This is a genomic window from Paenibacillus thiaminolyticus (genome assembly GCF_003591545.1).
In the GTDB taxonomy this organism is placed as follows: Bacteria; Bacillota; Bacilli; order Paenibacillales; family Paenibacillaceae; genus Paenibacillus_B; species Paenibacillus_B thiaminolyticus_A.
Map to the genome: position 1 here is coordinate 45,428 of NZ_QYZD01000014.1, position 21,092 is coordinate 66,519.

Below are 21,092 nucleotides of genomic sequence, written 5' to 3' on the forward strand. Positions count from 1 at the left end.
GTAGAAGGAAGAAAGACGATAGCCTGGCGACTGCAGTCTGGTCTCTTCCGGAAAGCTGCTACCCTAAATCCAGGGTAAAGGTAGTAGAAGGAAGGTTAGCAATAGCCGGAAGACGGGAGCGCCGCTCAAGCTGTTGCCCGCTCGGCCTCTTGGTTATTATCTTCGCATCATTGGGAACTCGCGAACAGGGCGCAAGTATGGCGAACTTGGAAAAATGATGCATGGATAGGTTTTCCCTTCATTTGCCAGTGGCGATCCGCAACTGCTATACTGAAGGCATAATGAACAAAGGAGTGAAGGGGAATGACGCAGAAGACGCGCATCGGCAAGACGGACTTATGGGTTAATCCGATTGGGCTTGGCGCCAACGCGGTCGGGGGACATAACATTCACCCGAACTTGAAAGATGAGACAGGCAAGGAGGTCGTCCGTACGGCCTTCGATCAGGGCATCGACTTTGTGGATACGGCGTTCATCTATGGGCCGGAGCGCTCCGAGCAGCTCATCGGCGAAGTGATCAAGGAGAGGGGCAACCGTTCGGACATCGTAATCGCCACCAAGGGTGCGCACAAGCTCGTGGACGGCAAGATGGAGCTCGACAACTCTCCCGCCTTCCTGACCGCCGCTGTAGAGAACAGCCTGCGGCGTCTTCAGACCGACTACATCGACTTGTTCTACATTCACTTTCCAGACGAACAGACGCCGAAGGACGAGGCCGTGGGTACGCTGAAGAAGCTGAAGGACGAGGGGAAAATTCGGGCAATCGGCGTATCCAACTTCACCATCGAGCAATTGCGGGAAGCGAATAAGGACGGCTACGTCGACGTCATCCAGGACGAATACAACCTGATCAAGCGCGACAAAGAGCGTGATCTTCTTCCTTATGCGGCGGAGAAAGGCATTTCATTCATCCCTTATTTCCCTTTGGCTTCAGGCTTGCTGGGCGGCAAGTATACGAAGGATTCGCAATTCATGGATGGACGCGCCAACAGCCCGATGTTCCAGGGCGCGGCGTTCGCCGAGAATCTGGAGAAGGTGGAGCAAGTCCGGCAGATCGCGGAGGCGAAGCAGGCAGAAGTGGCCCATGTCGTGCTGGCTTGGTATTTGACGCGGGACGTTATCGACGCGCTCATCCCGGGCGCCAAGCGGCCGGATCAGGTGCTGAACAACCTGAAGACCTTATCCGTCCGGCTGACTCCGGAGGAGATCGAGCGGATCGATCAAATTTTCAAAGCATAATTGCATATTGATCTCCGAGGGCTGTCCCACAAGTCATAGAAAATGACGAAGGGCAGCCCTTTTTGACAGGATTCGCAGCAGCTCTGCTCTCATTCGTCTCCAGTCTTCCAACCACCAACTGTCATCATTGTAGAGTGGTTTACATTAAATAGTTATTTTGTCATGTCCTGTTTACAAAATGAGAAGGTGATGGTTAATTATAGGTGATATATTATTGAAATGGGGAGAAGGTACTTATCGGATAGCACAAATATTGTCCATTGGTGAATTAATACAATGTCACAGATATGATAGAGGCATGACGTTAGCGCAATTGTCAGAGTTGACAGGCATACATAAGGGGACCATCTCCAAAATTGAAAACGGTGACGTGAAAAGACCGGAATACAAGACCATCCGTCCGCTTGCAGACTCACTGCAGATCCCGCTAGAGACTTTAGTTGAACTGCATATCACCGTGGACAAGAGGGCAGACACCCTACTATTTGTGTTGCAGGACGTGATTCAGCATTCGGGCACTGCCGAGTTGGTAACCAAAGTAGGCAGAAAATTTTTAGAATCACCCAGTGACGATAGTCACGCCTTGGTGGAACGGCTTTATGACTTCGCGGGCCACGTAGAAAATAAGGAGATTCAATTCGCCCTATATCAACTCATTGTTGATAGCTGGATTTGAAGGAATTGGTCCTGCCTCTGGTCGTTATCGACAAGTCCAAAGAAGCGGAAGCGAACCATGACTATGCGCTCGGCGTAGAAGACATTTTGCAATTTGAAGCAGAGCACGGCACCATCGTGGTGGGCTCCTACGTCGCACTGCGAACTGATTGGAGTTAGCCGAGTATTACGTCCTCGAACAAGACGCCTACCAAGTCGAGCTTATGAAGAATCTCGATAAAGTGCCGGCCACAGGCGCCATCATCTTTAACATTGTGCCCAAGCCGGAGAAAGCATCCGGATTTCCGGTGCGCTCCTTCGCCATCTTGCCCTAATCGAGTAAGGATACTGGACGGGCTTCCGCAAGTTATAATAGCAATGCGGCCGCCAATTATACCTGTAAGCAGATGTCACCGGTATATACCATGTAATGCTTGGAGTATCTCTTGACCTCGGTTTACTTTATTTGACAAGCCAGCTTTCCGCGTCTTCTCTGGTTGCAAAAACCCCAAAATGATTGCTGCGGTTGGATTCGGCCACCATTTCCTGGAACCTGCCTTTGTTCACCGATGGATCGGGAATGACGACGGCCGTTTTTACACCGTAGTTGATTAATTTCTGCATCATTCTTCCTGCTACGCCTGTTCTCAGATTGAAAAAGTCCTCCGACAGCGCCTCCCCATGCAGCATCAGAACATCGATAGCATGTTCTCCGCACAGCGCAACCAGATCTACGGCATCCTGCTCTGTACTTAGCGGGGTTTGGCTAGAGAGCAATTCGATATACTGTTTCGTTCCGTTCTCCACAATTTTATAGTTCACTGTCGTTCTCTCCTCCATTTGTGTTCTGTCATCGAGTTCCTTGCGAATTCCTTGCACCCATTTTAGTTCGTTGTGATAGAAGGACAACTGGTTTTCGGCAATTTTATCCCACAAAAAGATTTCCCGCTCGTTTCGATTGGGCGCCTGAACTCCGCGCTTTATTTTTTCCTGCTGGTATAAAAGCTGCATGTTGATCCTGCTTTCATATCGATCCAGCAGTTCATGCAATTCCTCGTCGCTCAGTTGATCCGCCCACGCCAATTGAATAAGGAATGTGTTCTTGAGCTCGGGAACTTCCGTTTCTTCAAGAACCCATTCTTTCAATCTCGCTAGCCCTTCCTCGGTAATACTGTAAATTTTCTTGGATGGAGATCTTTCCTGATGCTTAATCTCGTTCGTCACCAAGCCTTCATTCAAGAGCTGAACAAGGGACTTGTAGATCTGATTGTTGTTGCCGGACCAATACATTGCGGAAGAGTCTTCAAAAATCTTTTTTAGCTCATATCCGGTACCAGGCTTCCAGCTAAGAAGTCCAAGTATGGCATATTTGATCGACATAAAAGCCACCTCATTAGGTTACTTGTAACATAGGTTAATGGTAACCTATATAGCTCGTCATGTAAACATGGAATATGTAATGGCAATATGCAATATGCAATATGCAATATGCAAGTTATGAGTATAGCTTTAACGTCTCGTAAACGGCATCTTCAAATTTTGCGAAATCCAGCTTCACCGCCACCTCTGCATTGGGTTTTTCCCCTGTAATGCCAAAGTAATCGCACAGTGTTCGCCCATAGCATGCCTCGCTTCTCAGTTCAACCGCCACATGCATAGGCTTGGTTTGAATAATGGATGGGTCCACCAGGTAGATCAATGTCGTTGGATCATGCAGCGGCGGGCCCTCCCAGCCGTATATTTCCTTCTGCCTTACCCCCACCCAAGACATGATGTCAACGAAAAGCTTAGAGGCTTTATTATTCAGACTGGCAATGCGGTCCCTCATGCTGTTGACAACCAACGCTTGGCGGGTAAGGTCAAGCCCAATCATAACGATCGGTCTGCCGCATGTAACAACAACATGTGCCGCATCCGGGTCCGCATAAATATTGAACTCTGCCGCCGGGGTTACGTTTCCAAGCTGATATGCGCCGCCCATCAATACGATTTCATTAATTTTAGGTACGATTCTCGGTTCTCTCCGAATAGCCATTCCGATATTCGTTAACGGTCCGGTCGGTACTAATGTTATATCCCCTTCCGAGTTCATAAGCAGCTCAATGATCAGATCTACCGCATGCCGCGTATCCAATTCAAGAGTGGGTTCGCCAAAGCTCGGACCATCCAACCCTGTTTCACCATGAATCGCATCGGCTATTACCTGCTTTCTAATCATCGGCTCAGCCATGCCGGCCGCAATAGGCACATCGCTAATATCAAGATAGGAGCAGATATTTACAGCATTCCTGGCCGTTTTCTCCAGGGTTTGATTTCCCGCCACAATCGTTATGGCCAGCAAGTCAAAAATGGGGTGCTTGGCAGCCAGCATAATGGCAATCGCATCATCGTGTCCCGGATCACAGTCAAGAATAATCTTCTTTTTCATACCTTCTGCCATAGTTTATTCACTCTCCCATTGTTTGTTTATAAAACACCTCTTTGCGAATTATTATCTTATGAATGATATATCTACCCCTTCAGGACGGTATAGTATAATATGCAGGCTTACAAATGGATATCAAGAAAGCGAGAGTGAAAATTGTGAATATTCGAGCAGCCACGGAAAGAGATTACCCTGATTTGAGAATAATATATCTGGAGTCGCGCCGTAGAACTTTTCATTGGGCGGAGACAGAAAAAATGACCATAGACGATTTTGACAGGGATACGGTAGACGAGTATATCCTGTTAGCCGAGGAGGATAATCATATCCTTGGGTTCGCTTCCTTGTACTTGCCCGATAACTTTATTCACAATTTATTTGTTCATCCTGATTTCTTAGGCAAGGGTATCGGCGGTCTGCTGCTGGATGCCTCCATAGCACAAATGAATCCCCCCATACGATTGAAGTGCGTATCGGAAAATCACAACGCGATGAAGTTCTATGAGAAGAACGGATGGAAAAAAGTTGTGGAAGAAGGGACGCTGGGGGAAAAATATTGGGTTCTGGTGTATGAATGGGGGAGCAGCTTGACATAAAAAATACAAAGATGAAATAATTTAATCACTTTCCTTTTTTATCTAATTAGTGCTACAATAATTTACAGATAGTGACAAAATCAAACTACGGAGGGGAGAAAAGGCGGAACTCATATTCTTGTTGCTATCAGTAATGAACGATATATCTATGAAGGAGGATGTTCACATGAAGAAAAGATTTTTTGCCGTATCGTTGTCTCTGATTTTTGCTCTTGCTGTCATTGTCTTTCCTTTCTCCGCCTCGAATGTAGAAGCTAAGGGTGTAAGCGGCACGATCAAAATCAATAACGAAACCTATAAATATATCGAAGAATCGTTCGGAAAAAACCGGGGCATTACATTCAATCCGGGTAATCACACGTATACAATATCTCCAAATCCACACAATAATCCTAAATATAATAAAAAACAAGTTCAGTTCTATGCCGAGATTGCAAATGGCGTTAAAGCCCAGGTGGAAAGATCCGGGTGGAAAAACTCCTTTACCGGCATTCAAGCGTTAGGGGAAACCTATACATTAAGCCCGCGTTAAATAAAGCGCTATAACAGCAACCTGAACTGTGACCTTTAACGTAGACAGTACCGCATTTTCAGACTCCGTTCTCTATTAATAAATTTAATTGTAAACGCAAAGAACCCGAGAGAGGGCACTTCGTATTATCAGGTCAGCCAGAGACTTCTGGTTGGCCTATTTTCATAGGTGTCTTATATCTGGCAGTCCAATATGGATTAAGACGTGGCACGAACCCGAAGCTAAAGGGATATTACGATAAAAAAAGACAAGAGGGCAAACCCTACAAGGTGACGGTGATTGCTTGCGCCAACAAGCTATTGCATCACATTTACGCCATCCTGAGAAAGGGCCAGCCCTACCAAACATAAACCATAATTAGCCAAAATCCTCCACGCCAATGGAGGTTATTTGGTGTGCTGCCTCGGATCACAGTTCACTTCAGACTTCGGGGTATTGATTTATTCAGCTCCTTTTTCAATGTAGCTAGTGTCATTAAATGTAAGAATTTCAAACTTCCCGTCTACATACTTGATTTTGGTCACTGCGGCGTTGGCAATTGGGACTGTCTTTTGCCCGGGATTGATATTTTTCACAATAGCGTTGATAGTAAGGCCATGCGCCACCACAAGAACATTGCCGCCGCCGTTTTCACTCACCTCTTGCGCAATCGCCCGAAATCCTGCATCGGTGCGTCCGGAAATTTGTTCCCAATTTTCGGCCGCGCCCGTTTCGTCGGCTTTTGCAATCGCATCTGCAAGTTCCGAGAGATCAAGGGCGGACCGGACATCTTCTTCGCCCTTGTAGCCGGTCACTTCGATAACCGCGTCAATCATATGGTCGTTCAGGTCACCCTCAAAGATCCCAAAGTTCCATTCCCGCAGTTCTTTCATTTGGTTCAATTCAAGCTGGCCGAACTGCCCGCCTTGCTCTAACACGATATTGGCGGTTTCGATTGCCCTGCCGCTGTCGCTGCTGTAAGCCGCCACAAATCGCACACCTTCCAAATTCAAACCTCTGCCAAGCTGCTGCGCAACCTCCACGCCGGCTTCGGTAAGCGGAGAATCCGCCCATCCTTGTACCCGCTCGGTGGTATTGAGCATGGTTTTTCCGTGGCGGGTGAGGTAGATCACAACCTCGCCCGCTTCGTTTACGGCAGATTCATCCGGCCGTGTCTTTTCATCCGGTGGGATGGCAGGGCTACAAGCGGTCAATAGTAATGTGAACACCAACAGGATACTAATTATCTTTTTCATTTTACAGCACCTCTCCATGACAGATAATAACATCCTTATACCAGAAAACGATTTCTTTCCAACGTACCGCCGCCGCCACAAGGTGGCTTTGCATATAGGCGATACGGTAATCATCCCGAATGCTTCCGTAGGTGAATAGTTTGAAGACACACTCTAGCCTACGCTGTTAAGCGTGTTTGACTCAAATCCAATTTCGGGGCTTAAAAGTCTTAACCCTTCTTAATTTTATCTTCATATCCCAAAACGACCGTAAGAAGAGTTGCACCCACAAAAGCTACCCCCACACCAATAACATATAATCCCATAGGGGTAAAAGCAGGGATTGCCAAGACGCTTGGAAATGCGAATGCAGTAGCTTTTGCTCCAAATAAACCGTTAATTGCACCCCCAACGGCACCGGCGATAATGACATAAATAATCGTTCGCTTAAAACGGACCAGCAACCCATAAATAATTGGCTCTGTTACACCGGACAACAGACCTGGCAACAATGTGGAGCCGCCTAATGTTTTCAAATTTTTGTCTTTTGCTTTTAAGAATATGCCAAGTGCCACCCCCATCTGTGCAAAAGGAGCCGCAGCGAGCATTCCGGAAAGCGGATCTCCGCCGCTTCCTAAATTGGAAATAATAATAGGCACAACTCCCCAATGGAGGCCGAACAATGTCAGAAAAGTCCATCCCGCTCCCATAACAGCACCCGTTAAAATCCCGCTTTTTGAACTCAAGAAGCCGATTCCCGCACCAATCGCATCTCCGACATATACGCCGAACGGGCCAAATATTAATACAGTCATAGGTACAATGATTATTAAAGAAAGCAGCGGCAGCATAAACAGATGCAGGTCCTTATGAATGATCTTCTTCAGTAAATTATTAAGAGCGGCGTAAATACAAACTGCTATAAATACCGGAAAAACAGTGGATGAATAATCCATCAATAATACAGGGATGCCTAAAAAATCAGATCTGTCACCGTTTTCTAATAATCCTGCAAAGTTAGGTTCAAGTAGTGCAGCGCCTATCGTACCCCCAACATATGGGTTCGCCCCAAGCTTCGTTGCCAACGTAATCCCAAGGAAAATGGGAAGAAAATAAAAGACGGCATTTGCAGCAGCAGACAGAATAAAATATGTGCCGCTCTCTGTAGATAACCATCCAACCATTGTCAGTACCGTTAACAGCGCTTTCAGCATTCCGGCTCCGGCAAGGGCTCCCAACAACGGCGAAAAGCTGCGAGAGATGACTTCAAAAATTCGGTTTCCCAGGGAAGCCTTTGGTTCATCTACCGGCTCAGCAGTTTCAGTTGAGCTGATCACTTTTTCTATTTCTTTATAAGCGTCCTCTACATGTTTTCCTACGATAATTTGAAATTGTCCACCGCTTTCAACAACACCCAGAACGCCCTCCAATTTTTCGATCGCCGGCTTATCTGTTTTTGCAGAATCATGCAAATTAAAGCGTAACCGTGTTGCGCAATGCACAAGACTGGATATATTTTGTTTCCCTCCGAGTAATTTGACTACATCTTTGGCAAAGCTTCTGTAGTTCATGTCTTCCTCCTCAAAGATGATTTTCTAAAGCGTTTACATACATAATATTAAGGAATTCATTTTCACATTTCCTACCCTTTCTTAGCTAAATTCCGGTCAAATACTGAACTTTTTTCGGGACTAAGACAAAACAAAGAGGCCTTCTGCACTTTGAAGGGATAGATGGCCTGCACGGTTATTATTCTGCTCCGTTTTTCGTCAGTTTAAACGTCATCGGCATTTTTCTTATACGCTTGAAGCTTTCCTTCTCGTCCCTTGTTCTCTTTACGATACTGGCTGGGAGTGACATGATACGCAGCTTTAAAGACTCTATTAAATGATTTCTCGTTTGGAAAACCGTTTTCCAATGCAATTTGCAATATGGATAGATCCGTGTTCATAAGAAAATGATAAGATCGTTCAAGTCGAATAGCGTTGATATAATCAAATACAGTGGTTCCAATATATTTCATAAAAAGGCGTGAAAGATAGGTTGGGGATAACCCAAATTCAGAGGAAATGATATCAATGGATAGCTTCTGCTTATAATTTTCTTTTATAAAATTTGTAATCCGCGTTAGCCGTTCCAAATATTTAGTTGACTTAATGACACCAACGTATTTTTTTTCTTTTTTAAAATAGGTTAGCAAAATGTATATCAACTCATAAGATAAGCTTGTTATTTTTATAGGAGCCAGATGATCACTTTCTTTATTTATGAACACACTTACGATTTCGTCTAAATTCTCCCTCATCTGATCAAATTGCATGATTTTTTGTTCATTCTTTTCATTTATTGAGATACAATCAAATGCATATTGATCAATGTTGTAAAAATTAGCCTTAAAAAAATCGTAAGGAATTAAAATCGTAACATCCTTCCGTTCCTTTCCCGGGTCCAGAGAAAAAGAATGGGTGGCATTCGAATTAATGACGACGATATCGCCTTGGTTGGCTGTATGTTCAATGCCATCTATAAAGATTTTATCAACTCTTCCGGAGAGTACATATAAAATTTCTACACTATTATGCCAGTGCCTTGGTATAAATTTTCTGTTGTTCGTGCTACGAACGATTATTTTGATAGGCAGATTTTCATCTCTTGTAATAAGTTCATGCTTGTATTTCATCATGCTATCGCCCCCCATCCTATTATCGGTCATTTCTCTGCTCATTATTTTACCCCTAGCCTGACAAATGAAAAAGGCTCACAAATCGCCACAGGAGCAATTTACAAGCCTGTTCCAACCAGCTTAATCGCCTTTTGCTAATGACTCAACGCTTTAGGCTTTTTCCGTTAGTGGCAATAACCTCCTTGTACCAATAAAAAGATTTTTTGCGATAACGCTCAAGCGTGCCGGAGCCATCGTCATGGCGGTCTACATAAATAAAGCCGTATCGCTTCTTGAGCTGAGCCGTCGAAGCGCTGACAAGGTCAATACAGCCCCAGGTCGTATACCCCATCACTTCCACGCCATCTGCAATGGCCTCCGCAACCTGAACGAGGTGATCGTTCAAATACTGAATGCGGTAGTCGTCTTCAACCGTTTTTTCTCCCGCTTCGTTTACAATCAACTCATCAACCGCTCCCAGTCCGTTTTCAACGATAAACAGCGGCTTTTGATAACGGTCATAGAAAGCGTTCAAGACTACCCGCAGTCCTTGAGGATCAATTTGCCAGCCCCATTCGCTGGCCGGCAGATAAGGGTTGGGCACGCCCCCGAACAAATTTCCCTGACCGGCTACGTTTTTCTCCGGATCAGCCGTCTGGCAAACGCTCATATAATAGCTAAATGAGATAAAATCAACGGTATGAAGCAATGTTTCTTCATCGCCGGGCTCAAATTTAATTTCGATCCCGTTCTCTCTAAAGTAACGCTTCATGTATCCCGGATAGACGCCTCTTGCATGTACATCCCCAAAGAAATAGTTCTGATGTTCGAACTCCATCACTTTAATAACATCATCCGGATGCGGCGTCAGCGGATAGGCAGGCATACTCAGAATCATGCATCCGATTTTGGCCTGCGGATCAATCTCATGGCAGAGCTTGACCGCCGCCGCACTGGCCACGAGCTCATGGTGAACGGCTTGATACAGATCCTGTTTGCTGAGTTTGTCTTTCGGTGTATAGATGCCTCCGCTCATAAACGGAGCCTCCAGAATGGAGTTGATCTCATTAAAGGTTAGCCAGTATTTCACTTTTCCTTTGTAACGATGAAAGACCGTGGTGACATAGTGTTTATAGAAGTCCACCAGCTTCCGGTTAACCCAGCCATCGTATTCTTTCGCAAGGTGCAAAGGGGTTTCATAGTGGGATAAAGTCACTAGCGGCTCAATCCCGTATTTCAGGCATTCATCAAACAAATCGTCGTAAAATTGCAGACCTTTTTCATTCGGTTCCGCCTCATCGCCTTTTGGAAAAATCCGCGACCAGGCGATGGAAGTGCGAAACACTTTAAAACCCATTTCCGCGAACATCTTGATATCTTCCTTGTAACGGTGGTAAAAATCAATCCCTGCCAGCTTCAGATTGTCAGGTGTAGGAGCTTCCGTTATCGGGCCGGCAAGTCCATTTGGGCTCACGTCCTGCGTAGATAATCCTTTGCCGTCTTCGTTATAGGCGCCCTCCAGTTGGTTGGCCGCAACAGCCCCTCCCCACAAAAAATCTTTTGGGAAATTGATCTCGATCCCGCTGCTCTTGTTCATTTGCTACACTCCGTTCCATCTATGATTTTATGGTACACTAGATAAAGCCTTGACTTAAATCAAATAAATCATAAGTGTTGGAACGGGTTACATGTCAACTTTAACTTTTTAGAAAGGGAAACTTACATGTCAAAGTTTGAACAGATCATGTTACTCTCCGGCTATTCCAGGGCAACGGTGTCAAGAGTCATCAATAATTCGCCAAATGTAAACAAAGAGACGCGAGAAAAAATTTTACAAATCATGGAACAACTTGACTACGCCCCCAACCGGAATGCTGTAGCGCTGTCGATAGGCCGAACCAATCAAATCGGGATTGTCATCGTATCCCTTATTGAGATTACCATTTCCTTTTTGAACCATTTTATAGAAGCTGCTTTGCGTTATGGATTCCAGACGATTATCTATACTTCTCAAGGGGATAAAGCCAAAGAGATGCAGGCCTTCGAAGATCTGCGGAGCAAGCGGGTAGATGGCTTATTGATTATTACCTGCGTAAATGATCCCGGGAAACTATCCGCTTACAGCCGCTATGGGCCGATCATTTCTTGGCAACGTATGCGTAAAGGGCAGATTCCTTCCATATCAATGGATCAAGGTGAAGGATACAGGCTTGGTCTGGAGCACTTGCTGGCTAAAGGATTTACGCGCATTGCGAATATTTTTGGCAGATCCGGCAGTTTGAACACCAGAAGTCGAAGGCTGGCGTATGAATCGACCATGAAGCAACAGAGCTTGCCGGTCAGATCCGATTGGTATCGGTATGAAGTTTATGGCATGCTTGACGGCGAGGAAGCTTGGCGTTCCCTCTCCGCTATGAAAGAGGTTCCCGAGGCAATCCTATGCTCTAATGATTACGTGGCCGCAGGCATTTTGAATGAAGCTCACCGCCAAAATCTGGACATCCCGGAGCAGTTAGCCATTATTGGCTTTGACGATACCGAGTTGTCCGCCTCTCTGGGGATAACGACCATTCATAATCCGATCAAGGAGCAAGCATGGAATGCTTTCTATCATTTATGGAATCAAATTGGAGGGGAAGCCTTGGAACAGTCAAAGTTAAGTTTTCAGCTTGTTGAGCGTCAAACAACCTGAACAATATGGCAGGACTTGCAACTCCCTTCATGATAGTGTGAACGAATGCAAGACCAAGTCAAACAATAATCGAGCTATCGAACCTTGCCGCTTGTTCCCGTCTTCCTGGAACTGCTGCTGCGGCTTCCGGAAGAGCGAGCGGGTTAAAGGGATTTTCGTGTTAATAGGTCAACCAGAGATTTCTGGTTGGCCTATTTTTCTGGTCGTATTACGATGGCGATAGCCGGGAGAACGTAGGGGTCTTAGGGGCAAGGACACCGTCAAAAAAACTGTTCTCCCACGATCACCAATGACCATGTGTGAGCTGGCGTAATACAAATTCCAGACTTACAGATTATTACGTTGTCATTGTGTTGACAGACATATATTAGAATAAGTATATTGTATTTACCGACTATGTAGTCGGTAAATACAATGAGAAATGGGTGCATTTCATGGAAAAGAATTATGGGCTCCAACCGCCGATACCATTCAGCTTCAAATCTTTAGCAGGGTTTATCGTCATTTTCATTATTTGGCAAGGAGGCACTTTATTATGGTTAAATCTAATTCATGCTTTAATTCCCGCTACTCGCTCAGGATTACCTAGTTTGATCACGCTATATTTGTCCTTTTTTTTCCTAATTCTCGGAGTCTGCATCGTCACCAGATATTTTTTCAAAATTCGTTTTAGAGCATTTTTGTTTGAAAGTAAAAGGCCTAATTACCGAAAATTTGCGATTTATTTTTCACTGTACGTATTGGCACTTATCCTGTATTTACTTGTCGATATCGCTGTGCATCCTCAAGCCTTTACGCTTCATTTCAATCCGCTTCCGTGGGTAGGTGTACTCATTGTTACCGCACCTTTGATTTTGATTCAAAGTGCTGCTGAAGAGATTTTGTTCAGAGGGTATATGTACCGTATGTTCAGATCATTAAGAGGCGGTGTATTCTGGTCCATCCTCCTCACTTCCCTGACATTTGCCCTGGTCCATGGACTTAACCCCGAAATGCTAAACTACGGAATTTTTGGACCGTTGTATTACCTGCAAGGAGCATTCTTTCTGGGAATCGTTGCTTACCACACCAATGGATTGGCGGCTCCCATCGGGATTCATTTTGCCACGAACATTTTCAATACATCTATTTGGGGATATGGATCATCGGCTTTGGAAAACATGGGGCTGCAAAGTATTGTTTACCGCCACACGTTAGATATGAGGTTTGCATTCTTTGGGATTTTTGCTATCGTTATCTCATATAGCACTTTTCAATTTTTCAAACATAAAAGGAACCGTTTGTAAGGTTCCCTGGAGGATCTTATGAGCAGAAGGCGATTGCCGGCAGAAGAAGCAAAAACGATTATTTTAAACCATGCCAAGTTGTTATTTATTGAAAAAGGTTATGATCGAGCTACAATGGACGACTTATGTGCCTTGACACAGATGAGTAAAGGCAATTTGTATCATCATTTTAAAAACAAAGAGGTGCTCTTTCTCCAATTGCTTACCCAGCATTCGGAACAAATGTCACAAAAGTGGCTTCTTTTGGCCGAGCAATCCAAGTCTCCCAGCCAGCAGTTGCTTGAAATGGCTGATTTATTCGGAAGAGATTGTGAAAGTCCATTACTCCAAGCGCTCGAAGAGTATGCCAGAACACTTTCCAGCGAATCCGAAGCATTGGCTACATTGAGAGAGATCACAGATGTAGCCTACCGTGCAATAAAACAGGTGCTACAAAAAGGGATCGACCAGGGCGTTTTCATTAATGAAGATATCGAAACGTTGAGTTTCGGTGTAATGTCCACATTGGCTGGCGCAACTCAGCTCTGCCTAACGATGCCAAAATTAAGCGGGGAAGAATATGCAGCCCTGCATGTCAAGGCGATCAGACTGCTTTTGAAGGGAATATCGATTGATGATCCCAACTAAAAAATGAGAAGATACTTACTTTAGTACAACGTATCAGATGACAAGTACATGATCCCATTCCCGGATCTCAGAGCATATCAAAAACCATCGCTAGGTTAGCGATGGTTTTTCACAACGATTGCACCTGGTTAGCTGGCCAGGATGGTTGATTAACGGTTTCTATTGCCGGCATCTACAAGATTACACGTTCAACAATAGGTTTTCGTCGTTCACCCCGATGTCCTCCCGCTTCAGGACCTGCTGCCAGATCGTCAACAAGCCAGTGAATCATGTGACTCCTTCACCTGTGACAGCGAATGGCGGTTAATCTTACCCTTCCCCTCAGCGACAGATACTTCGTCGCTAGCAAGCTAGGTAGTTTACAGTCTGGCAGCTTTCGCGCCAGGACTGCGCCGTATCGCTTCCAAATCAGGCACGCTGCCCGCCGGCACATAACGGCCGATGTCGCCCATCCGGTACATTGTTTACTCATGCTCCAAAATACATGGGTACAGAATAACCAAACTTGGCAAGTAATCCGCGCACCTGCCGGGAGTATGCCACGCTAGCTCAATCATCTTATCGGCCAAGTATAAGTCCTTGACATTGGGGTACGACAAATCTTTATTATCTAGTCGTTCAACGTCTGTCTGTTTACCGGATGCTCCTTCTAAGTCATTAATCCATTTACTTCTCTATCCATTCCGACTTCTGCAGCAGGTTCAGAACGATCACGGCGACTTCGTCGCGAGTAATCGCCTCTTCGGAAGATTCGTAAAACCTCCGATTCACGGGTTCGCGCTCCCGCTGTATGCTGGGTTCTTATAGCAACGAATATAAAAATTACATTTATTTAGATTCCAAGCTTTCTTCTGCCCAGGTAATGAGCCCCAGCTTAAAGATATTGAATAATAAAAAGGTTCCTGCTCTGCCAGAAACAGCAGATCAGAAACCTATCATTGTTAAGTATGGTGCGGTCAAGAGGACTCGAACCTCCACGGGTGTTACCCCACTAGAACCTGAATCTAGCGCGTCTGCCAATTCCGCCATGACCGCATATGCATGTTATGTAATGTTACTGTCAAAGCCGTTATCATCGCCTCAACAATCATTAGTATATCCTATCTAACATCTGATGTCAAGCATTTGAACACGTAAAAATTATTTCCCTGTCAAAATGTCACCCTGTGGACAGCAGGGAAGAACCACGCCTGGAGAACGTGGTTCTTCGTCATTGAGCGGAAGCTCTTCATGCGCTCATCCTGCCCGCTTCTCCCCAGCGAATTGCTGTCCGTTCATTGGAGAGACATCCGGTTCAATGATACACTGCCTTCATACGCAGACGTCACGAACCGGCAACAATGGGGAATAGCGCGCCCAGAACCATGGCGCCAATAATCGCGCCGCCGGCAATCGGCTTTTTGAAGTAATAAAAAATGCCTGCTCCGATCGTCGCGCCGATCCCGACCGGAATCGAGGCCATGACGGCCGATATGACGATGAGCGGCCCCAAGTAACGGCCTGCGGCGTTGCCTGCTCCCATCATCACGTCCGCGCCGAATGTTGAATTCGCCGCGTTGATCGTAAATTTGCGGATCATAATAATGACCGAACCGACGAGGGCGCCCAGCCCGGCTCCCGTTAATAGCGCGAGCGGGAACGAAGTAAGCGGAGCGGTAATTCCAGCCCCGAGCATCAATGCCGGGACGCCGATGCCGAGACCCGTCTGCAAGGCGCCGCCGATATCCAAAATGCCAACGAGCGGGCCCTCAAGAATGCGGGCGAACAAGAAGCTGGCGCCGAAGGCTGCGGCCGCGCCATAACTGCCGCCCTTCATGCCCGCCTCCAGCAGCGCCACAATCGCAATATCGTTGAATGCGCCCACATGATAGACATAATATAAATGCGTCCCCGCAAAAATACCGGAAGACAAGCAGGCGACAAACCATACGAACGCCCATTCCGAATACCAAAAGCCTTGTTTTGCCGTCTCCATGCTAACGAACCTCCGATCCGAAAAATGCGTGCAGATCAATGAGCCATTGCGGAATGTTCTCCACATGCAAGCTGCGGAGGAGTTGAATATCGAAGCCGCGGAAGAAGGCGCTCAATGTGAATAATAGCACAATCGCCGCAACAAGCGTCTTCGTAATGCGGTTCCAGCCGCTGTCGTCCAAGCCTTTGCCGACCAGTATCCCCAGAACAAGCCCCGGCACGGCATTGCCCATAATCATATGAGCGAATCCGCCAAGCACAGTTGCCCATAAGCCCGGACGCTTGCCAGCGTCCATTGCCGCGGTCCAGAACACGATCGGCATGATCGGATTAATGAGCCAATTCGCCGCCGGTACCAGAACTTGCGTCGCAACGGATTGCAACGATGCCGGTATGGCTGCGGCCGTGGAATTCAACAGAGGCACAAGGATAGCGCCGACCAGCGCTCCGGCATACGCCATTTTTTTCGGATTGTGCAGCGTATCCTCCACATTTTTATTGCGAATCATCAGGAGCGCGGCCGACCAGTTCGGAATGATGCGGTGATCCACATCCTGGGTCAGTCCGCCGGCACCGACAACGGATGCCCATGCGTTGAACAGAAAGCCGAGTCCGAAGGAGAAATGTGCCACTGGATACCCTTCGCATGCATTCAACTCGCCGAAAGTGCGGAACGCTCCCATTCCTTGCACCTTCGGGGCGTGGAACATGCGCGCCGCCCCGGCCCCAACGCCATACCCGACCAACAGACCGATAATGATAGATTCCACAATAATCGTAACGGTTTCCATCGGAATCCTCCCCACTCGGATGTAATGCTTGCAAGCCGCTTACCATACTACCGCAAATGAAGAATGCGCTGGGGCGGGGACAAAGATTCCGTCTGCTGCTCGAACGCAATTTCGTCCAGCTTTACGGCGCGGATTTTGATATGGATGCGAACTCGAATCTCGTAACGCGCCCTCACTCTCGGAAAAAACAGCCCGAGAAACCGTTCCGTATAACGTGCCTCCTTCGCCGACAGCACTTCGACATTTTGCGGCTCAATCTGCAGCAGCACATCGGGAATCTCCTGCGCGAGCTTCTTCTTTATGCCGGAGAGCGCCTGCTGGAAGGCTGCGGCCTTCGAATCTCCCTTCCCTTCGATCTCGATCTTCTGCTCCCATACGTGAAACATGACGTCTCACCCCCTATATTGCTGAATATAGGCTTCCGTCAGCCTTCGGCCCAGTTCCTCCACATCCATGAAGCCGAAGCCAATCACCTTCTTGCCTTCCCGAATAGCCGTGATACCCGCATCAATGGAACGCAGGCCGAACTCCATCGGAAACTTATATTTCGTATTGGCCGTAACCGCTCCGGCTCCCCCGCTGCCGCAGAACGAAATGCCGAAGTCCGCCTGCTCCGCGTGCATCACGTCGCCGACCTTCATATCCGCCCCTACGCCCGGGATGAGGATCGCTTCCCCGCCGGCCGCCTCTACTCCCTTCGCCACTTGCTGTCCTTTGCCCAGACGATCTCCAATCACGACTTTCACTTTGTTCTCCATCGTATTCACCCTTTCTTATTGATTCCTGGCAGCTTCGAAATGAACCGTCAAATAAAAAACTTCCGCATCATCAATTGCTTCCTCTGCGAGCTCCCCGTAACTTCGCAGCGTGCGGTGACTCAGCTGTACCAGTTGCGGACTAACCTCGTCCAACATCGATTCCTCCAGCTCGGGCAGCGGCTCTCCTTGCTTCAGCCTGCGCGCGAACCCGAGCAAATGGATGGCAATGACGAGCAGGCGGTCATCCGTCAGCGGCAAGCCGATCCGTTCACTATCTGCCAGCAGGCAGTACAGCATGGGCCGCAGCTCTCCCAGTTCGTCTTGGTCTGCCTTCGTCTTGGCGGGAATTTCCTGAAGTATTCGTTCGACTCTATCCATCTGCTGATCGCTCTCCATCATTCAAGTTGTCGTTACACGGTTCCAAATATCTCAATATGGCAAAAATCTCTTCCTCTGAAGCGCTTACATTTCGTTCTTTAAGCATCTGTTCAATCTCAACCTTCATCGTCCGTTGCGCTTCATCCAATATCGGAAGCTCCCTGCTAACCGCGAAGGAGCGCCCGCATGCCGCGCGGTTCACCATTAACATAAGGTGAAGCCGCAGTCCTTCCTCCCGCTCCCGCGACAGATAGCGCTTGAAGCGCGCGATGACAGCTATTGACAATTCATAGCCCGCATAGATCACATCGCGAATGCGGCTTTCCAGCCTCGCATCACACGAAGGGTGCGCCTTCGCATCGCCGAAGATATGCCCACCGCGCTCCGTGCGTGCCGTGCCGCGATTCAATCGGCCAAGCTGCATTCGAATCGCCTCGACATCCCTGGTTCCCGGAATCGAATGAACGACGACGACCGGAACTTCGGCCGCAACGGGCAAGTTGCTAATGATCAAATCGACTTCAATGTTCTGCAGCACCTTGTTGACATCCATTACCGAGCAAGTGGCGACGAATCGGATATGCTTCAACTCGCTCTCGATAACGGTGGTGAGCAGCTCGGCCGTTCCCCTTCCTGTACCGCACACTGCCAGCGCTCTCCACCTGTGCTGATCGATTCGGCGCTCATACGCCGTCTGGAAATGCAGCACGATGAACGCAATATCCCCATCGGTAAGAAAGATCTGATGCTCGCGGAGCACGTTCGTGCACGCCGCCTTGACATGCCGGAACATCGTCTTGTACTTCAACATCACATCCTTCGTCAACGGATTCGGATCGGCAACCCCTAGGCTATGCTTTGAGATGCGGCTCGACATATGTGCGAACAGACTGTTCAACAAATCCGGATTGTCTTGGAGCGGGAATTGCATCTCTCGCTCTACATGCCGAATCAACTCCATCGTGAGCATATACACATCGGGAAGCGGCTTTTGTTGTCCCGCTTGAGCTTGCGGAGCGGCAAGCCCTTCCGCTTGCAAGCCGATGAACCACAAATCGCCGTCCGTAAAGGATATCGGATACCGTTCCGATAATGGCTTCAGTCTCGTTCGAATAATAGAATGAATCATCAGTCTGATCTGCGGGGCGTCGGCGCAATCCGCAGGAAGCGGGTAAGCTGAACCGCTTGCCGATCGGCATCTCTGAATCGCAATGCACAGCCGGATAAAAACCCCGATCATGACACGATCAGACAATGTTGCCCCAAGCTCCCGCTCGATATCCCGCACGATGTTCGCTACCATCACGAATAGCATATTCACGTCGACAACGGACTCAAGCAAGCGATCCAACACATAGACGGCGAACGTGTCCGGCTTTCTCCGCAGCGCAACGCCCTGAACGATCTGCAGCATATCGGCTTGATCCAGTTGCACATAAATAACGCTTTCCAATACAGCACGCCGCTCTTGCTCGCCAGCCTTCAGCTTGATGCCCCGCCGCGTACGCTCGATCGCAAGTCGATGTTCCGCGAGGAGGCTCTCTGCCAGCGCCACATCCGACACAATTGTATTGCGGGTGACATCATACCGTGTGCAGAACCGCCCAATAGGGATTGGTTCATCGCCGAGCAGCAAATCAAGCATGAGACAGGCCATCCGCTCCTCTTGACTAATGAAGACGCCTTCACCCGCTTCATCCAGCCTATGAAGCAGCGCCGTCTGCGCCGCATGGCCGCATTCCAGCCATATCCCTTTGCTTGGACTTGAATGCAGCGACATCCCCTGATCCTTCAGCCACATGCGAATCGCTTCCAGATCGTACTTGATCGAGCGCTCGCTCACCTCATACATGGCGGCCAATTCTTTAATGTGGAGCGGCGTATTCACGAACATCAACTTCTTAAGCAAGCTGCGAGAACGCGTTGACAGTGCGATACCGCATCACTCCTTATCGCCTGCTAGCGGCACGAATCCATCATGCCTCCAATATCGACTCCAGCACGGCCGCGAGCGCCTCTACCGCTTCTGCTTCTTGCTCGCCATTCGCTTCGACAATGACCTGATCGCCCTGCTGGAGCGATAATGACAAAATGCCGACAATGCTCTTGGCGTTGGCCGCCTTCTCGCCTTTAAGGAGCCGAATATCGCATGGAAACGCTTTTGCTTGTTTCATTAACGCTCCGGCTGGCCTGGAATGAATCCCCAGCGGATTCACGATCGTGACCTGCTTATCCATTATGTGTCCCTCCTGTGCGCAGTCTTGATCTGTCAATGAGTTCGCAACCGCCACGATATGTTCTTCTTCCCTGCTTTAACGGTATCGCACATCCAAGCCGCTGCCAAGATTCAACCTTTTGCACTGTTCATCGGGAGGCAAATTGAACATCTCCGGAGAGGCGCGGATGAAGCGCTGGAGCGTGAAGAGGAAGATCCCGGGACGGACAACAAAAAGACAGAAGCCGCTCCGTCCCGCTGCCCGATGCCAGCAAGTTGAGCGGCTTCTGCCTGACTCCATCATCCACCTCAAGGCGTGCAACGCCAAGCCCTATTAGCCGTCGTAATTCACGACATAAGAATGAAGAGCCGTATGATAATACCCTACGCTATATTCGATTAGCGTACCGTTCACATCATAAGAATACCGGGAGCGCCGCAAGAGCGGCACGTCCGCTCCTACGCTTAGCACCGCCCTGGCCGCGGGCGGGGCCGTCGCCACGGCGAACTCGTCCTTATACTGGCCGAGTTCGGTATCCTGCTCCTCCAGCCATTCATACAGCGACTGCCCGTCCAGTTCCGACAGATCGAGCGCTCCGGCCTGATGCGACAAATAATGAGTGAAGTGGATATACGGCGAACCGTCAAGATCATAGACCCGCTCGATGCATAGGCAGCTTGCCCCGAACAAGCGGCAAGGATCGGTTCCCTCCTCTGCGTGGATGACTTCCGCCCTCACGACCCGCTTATGAATCCGGTGGCCCTCCTCGACCAAAATTTCCGTAAACCGCTTCCATTTGGACAGCTTTGAGGCGGACGTATTGCGAATGACCTTGGTGCCTTTTCCGCTGCTTTTCTCTACATACCCTTCCTGCACCAGTTCAATGATGGCGTTGCGTACCGTTATTTTACTGACCTGGAATTCTTTTTCCAGCTGAGGCTCTGACGGAATATTCGTGCCGAGCGGATAGACGCCGTGCAAAATGCGCTCGCGTAAAATATTTCTTACTTGTACATACAAAGGACGTTTGTTCCGTGACAGTTTCAAG

21 protein-coding genes, 1 tRNA gene and 2 pseudogenes are annotated in these 21,092 nt (G+C 48.0%); 9 read left to right on the forward strand and 15 right to left on the reverse strand.

The genetic code is table 11. From position 1 onward, the window contains the following. The first annotated feature begins 303 nt into the window (after positions 1 to 303). The 3 genes and pseudogenes from DQX05_RS16095 to DQX05_RS30880 form a co-directional block, all read left to right on the forward strand. On the forward strand, positions 304 to 1,239 hold the full coding sequence (locus tag DQX05_RS16095) for an aldo/keto reductase (RefSeq protein ID WP_119794565.1): 936 nt from the start codon (positions 304 to 306) through the stop codon (positions 1,237 to 1,239). A 253-nt stretch (positions 1,240 to 1,492) separates the two neighbouring features. After that, the gene (locus DQX05_RS33205) at positions 1,493 to 1,915 is read left to right on the forward strand and encodes a helix-turn-helix domain-containing protein (RefSeq protein ID WP_397335581.1); all 423 of its coding nucleotides are present in this window, start codon (positions 1,493 to 1,495) and stop codon (positions 1,913 to 1,915) included. After that, positions 1,906 to 2,228, forward strand: a pseudogene (locus tag DQX05_RS30880) (cyclase family protein); the annotation flags it as partial. The gene DQX05_RS33205 and the pseudogene DQX05_RS30880, both read left to right, overlap by 10 nt. 127 nt (positions 2,229 to 2,355) lie before the next feature. Here DQX05_RS30880 and DQX05_RS16105 read toward each other — a convergent pair. Both DQX05_RS16105 and DQX05_RS16110 read right to left on the reverse strand, forming a co-directional pair. Beyond that, positions 2,356 to 3,273: a PadR family transcriptional regulator gene (locus DQX05_RS16105; protein WP_119794566.1), complete on the reverse strand. Its 918-nt coding sequence runs from the start codon at positions 3,271 to 3,273 to the stop codon at positions 2,356 to 2,358. A 115-nt stretch (positions 3,274 to 3,388) separates the two neighbouring features. Next, the gene (locus tag DQX05_RS16110) at positions 3,389 to 4,333 is read right to left on the reverse strand and encodes a nucleoside hydrolase (protein WP_119794567.1); all 945 of its coding nucleotides are present in this window, start codon (positions 4,331 to 4,333) and stop codon (positions 3,389 to 3,391) included. Between the two features lie 143 nt (positions 4,334 to 4,476). On the opposite strand from DQX05_RS16110, the gene DQX05_RS16115 reads away from it, so the two are divergent. From DQX05_RS16115 to DQX05_RS16125, 3 genes and pseudogenes are all read left to right on the forward strand, one after another. Next, complete coding sequence (locus DQX05_RS16115) at positions 4,477 to 4,914, forward strand: GNAT family N-acetyltransferase (RefSeq protein ID WP_119794644.1); 438 nt, start codon at positions 4,477 to 4,479, stop codon at positions 4,912 to 4,914. A gap of 166 nt (positions 4,915 to 5,080) precedes the next feature. Further along, on the forward strand, positions 5,081 to 5,446 hold the full coding sequence (locus DQX05_RS16120) for a hypothetical protein (protein ID WP_119794568.1): 366 nt from the start codon (positions 5,081 to 5,083) through the stop codon (positions 5,444 to 5,446). Positions 5,447 to 5,619: 173 nt separating this feature from the next. Beyond that, a pseudogene (locus DQX05_RS16125) lies at positions 5,620 to 5,796 on the forward strand (IS110 family RNA-guided transposase); the annotation flags it as partial. Between the two features lie 90 nt (positions 5,797 to 5,886). Here the strand turns inward: DQX05_RS16125 and DQX05_RS16130 are convergent. From DQX05_RS16130 to DQX05_RS16145, 4 genes are all read right to left on the reverse strand, one after another. Next, entirely contained in the window at positions 5,887 to 6,681 is a 795-nt protein-coding gene (locus DQX05_RS16130; protein WP_119794569.1) for a histidine phosphatase family protein, read from the reverse strand. 209 nt (positions 6,682 to 6,890) lie between these two features. Next, the gene (locus DQX05_RS16135) at positions 6,891 to 8,231 is read right to left on the reverse strand and encodes a PTS transporter subunit EIIC (RefSeq protein ID WP_119794570.1); all 1,341 of its coding nucleotides are present in this window, start codon (positions 8,229 to 8,231) and stop codon (positions 6,891 to 6,893) included. Positions 8,232 to 8,434: 203 nt separating this feature from the next. Next, the gene (locus DQX05_RS16140; protein ID WP_259392041.1) at positions 8,435 to 9,385 is read right to left on the reverse strand and encodes a helix-turn-helix domain-containing protein; all 951 of its coding nucleotides are present in this window, start codon (positions 9,383 to 9,385) and stop codon (positions 8,435 to 8,437) included. A gap of 100 nt (positions 9,386 to 9,485) precedes the next feature. After that, positions 9,486 to 10,919, reverse strand: coding sequence for a glycoside hydrolase family 1 protein (locus DQX05_RS16145; protein ID WP_182914783.1), 1,434 nt, complete (start codon positions 10,917 to 10,919; stop codon positions 9,486 to 9,488). Positions 10,920 to 11,045: 126 nt separating this feature from the next. Between DQX05_RS16145 and DQX05_RS16150 the strand changes: the two genes are divergently transcribed. The 3 genes from DQX05_RS16150 to DQX05_RS16160 all read left to right on the forward strand — a co-directional run bounded on the left by DQX05_RS16150 (position 11,046) and on the right by DQX05_RS16160 (position 13,927). Beyond that, a complete protein-coding gene (locus tag DQX05_RS16150) occupies positions 11,046 to 12,014 on the forward strand; it encodes a LacI family DNA-binding transcriptional regulator (protein WP_119794571.1) in 969 nt (322 codons plus the stop codon). A 434-nt stretch (positions 12,015 to 12,448) separates the two neighbouring features. Beyond that, complete coding sequence (locus DQX05_RS16155) at positions 12,449 to 13,300, forward strand: CPBP family intramembrane glutamic endopeptidase (protein ID WP_259392042.1); 852 nt, start codon at positions 12,449 to 12,451, stop codon at positions 13,298 to 13,300. Between the two features lie 18 nt (positions 13,301 to 13,318). After that, the gene (locus tag DQX05_RS16160) at positions 13,319 to 13,927 is read left to right on the forward strand and encodes a TetR/AcrR family transcriptional regulator (protein WP_119794572.1); all 609 of its coding nucleotides are present in this window, start codon (positions 13,319 to 13,321) and stop codon (positions 13,925 to 13,927) included. Between the two features lie 948 nt (positions 13,928 to 14,875). On the opposite strand, the gene DQX05_RS16165 is transcribed toward DQX05_RS16160, so the two are convergent. The 9 genes from DQX05_RS16165 to DQX05_RS16210 all read right to left on the reverse strand — a co-directional run bounded on the left by DQX05_RS16165 (position 14,876) and on the right by DQX05_RS16210 (position 21,091). After that, positions 14,876 to 14,962: transfer RNA gene (locus tag DQX05_RS16165), tRNA-Leu, on the reverse strand. Between the two features lie 289 nt (positions 14,963 to 15,251). After that, on the reverse strand, positions 15,252 to 15,902 hold the full coding sequence (locus DQX05_RS16170; RefSeq protein WP_119794573.1) for a DUF4310 family protein: 651 nt from the start codon (positions 15,900 to 15,902) through the stop codon (positions 15,252 to 15,254). A 1-nt stretch (position 15,903) separates the two neighbouring features. Further along, on the reverse strand, positions 15,904 to 16,692 hold the full coding sequence (locus tag DQX05_RS16175; RefSeq protein WP_119794574.1) for a DUF4311 domain-containing protein: 789 nt from the start codon (positions 16,690 to 16,692) through the stop codon (positions 15,904 to 15,906). 47 nt (positions 16,693 to 16,739) lie between these two features. Continuing rightward, positions 16,740 to 17,078, reverse strand: coding sequence for a DUF4312 family protein (locus tag DQX05_RS16180; protein WP_119794575.1), 339 nt, complete (start codon positions 17,076 to 17,078; stop codon positions 16,740 to 16,742). Positions 17,079 to 17,084: 6 nt separating this feature from the next. Then, entirely contained in the window at positions 17,085 to 17,450 is a 366-nt protein-coding gene (locus DQX05_RS16185; RefSeq protein WP_119794576.1) for an SFCGS family glycine-rich protein, read from the reverse strand. A gap of 15 nt (positions 17,451 to 17,465) precedes the next feature. Further along, the gene (locus DQX05_RS16190; RefSeq protein WP_182914784.1) at positions 17,466 to 17,828 is read right to left on the reverse strand and encodes a PRD domain-containing protein; all 363 of its coding nucleotides are present in this window, start codon (positions 17,826 to 17,828) and stop codon (positions 17,466 to 17,468) included. Next, positions 17,821 to 19,716, reverse strand: coding sequence for a BglG family transcription antiterminator (locus DQX05_RS16195; protein ID WP_182914785.1), 1,896 nt, complete (start codon positions 19,714 to 19,716; stop codon positions 17,821 to 17,823). Before DQX05_RS16195 ends, DQX05_RS16190 begins: the two co-directional genes overlap by 8 nt. 88 nt (positions 19,717 to 19,804) lie before the next feature. Further along, positions 19,805 to 20,065: an HPr family phosphocarrier protein gene (locus DQX05_RS16200; RefSeq protein WP_119794579.1), complete on the reverse strand. Its 261-nt coding sequence runs from the start codon at positions 20,063 to 20,065 to the stop codon at positions 19,805 to 19,807. 312 nt (positions 20,066 to 20,377) lie between these two features. Next, the gene (locus tag DQX05_RS16210; protein ID WP_119794581.1) at positions 20,378 to 21,091 is read right to left on the reverse strand and encodes a GntR family transcriptional regulator; all 714 of its coding nucleotides are present in this window, start codon (positions 21,089 to 21,091) and stop codon (positions 20,378 to 20,380) included. Position 21,092: the final 1 nt, after the last annotated feature.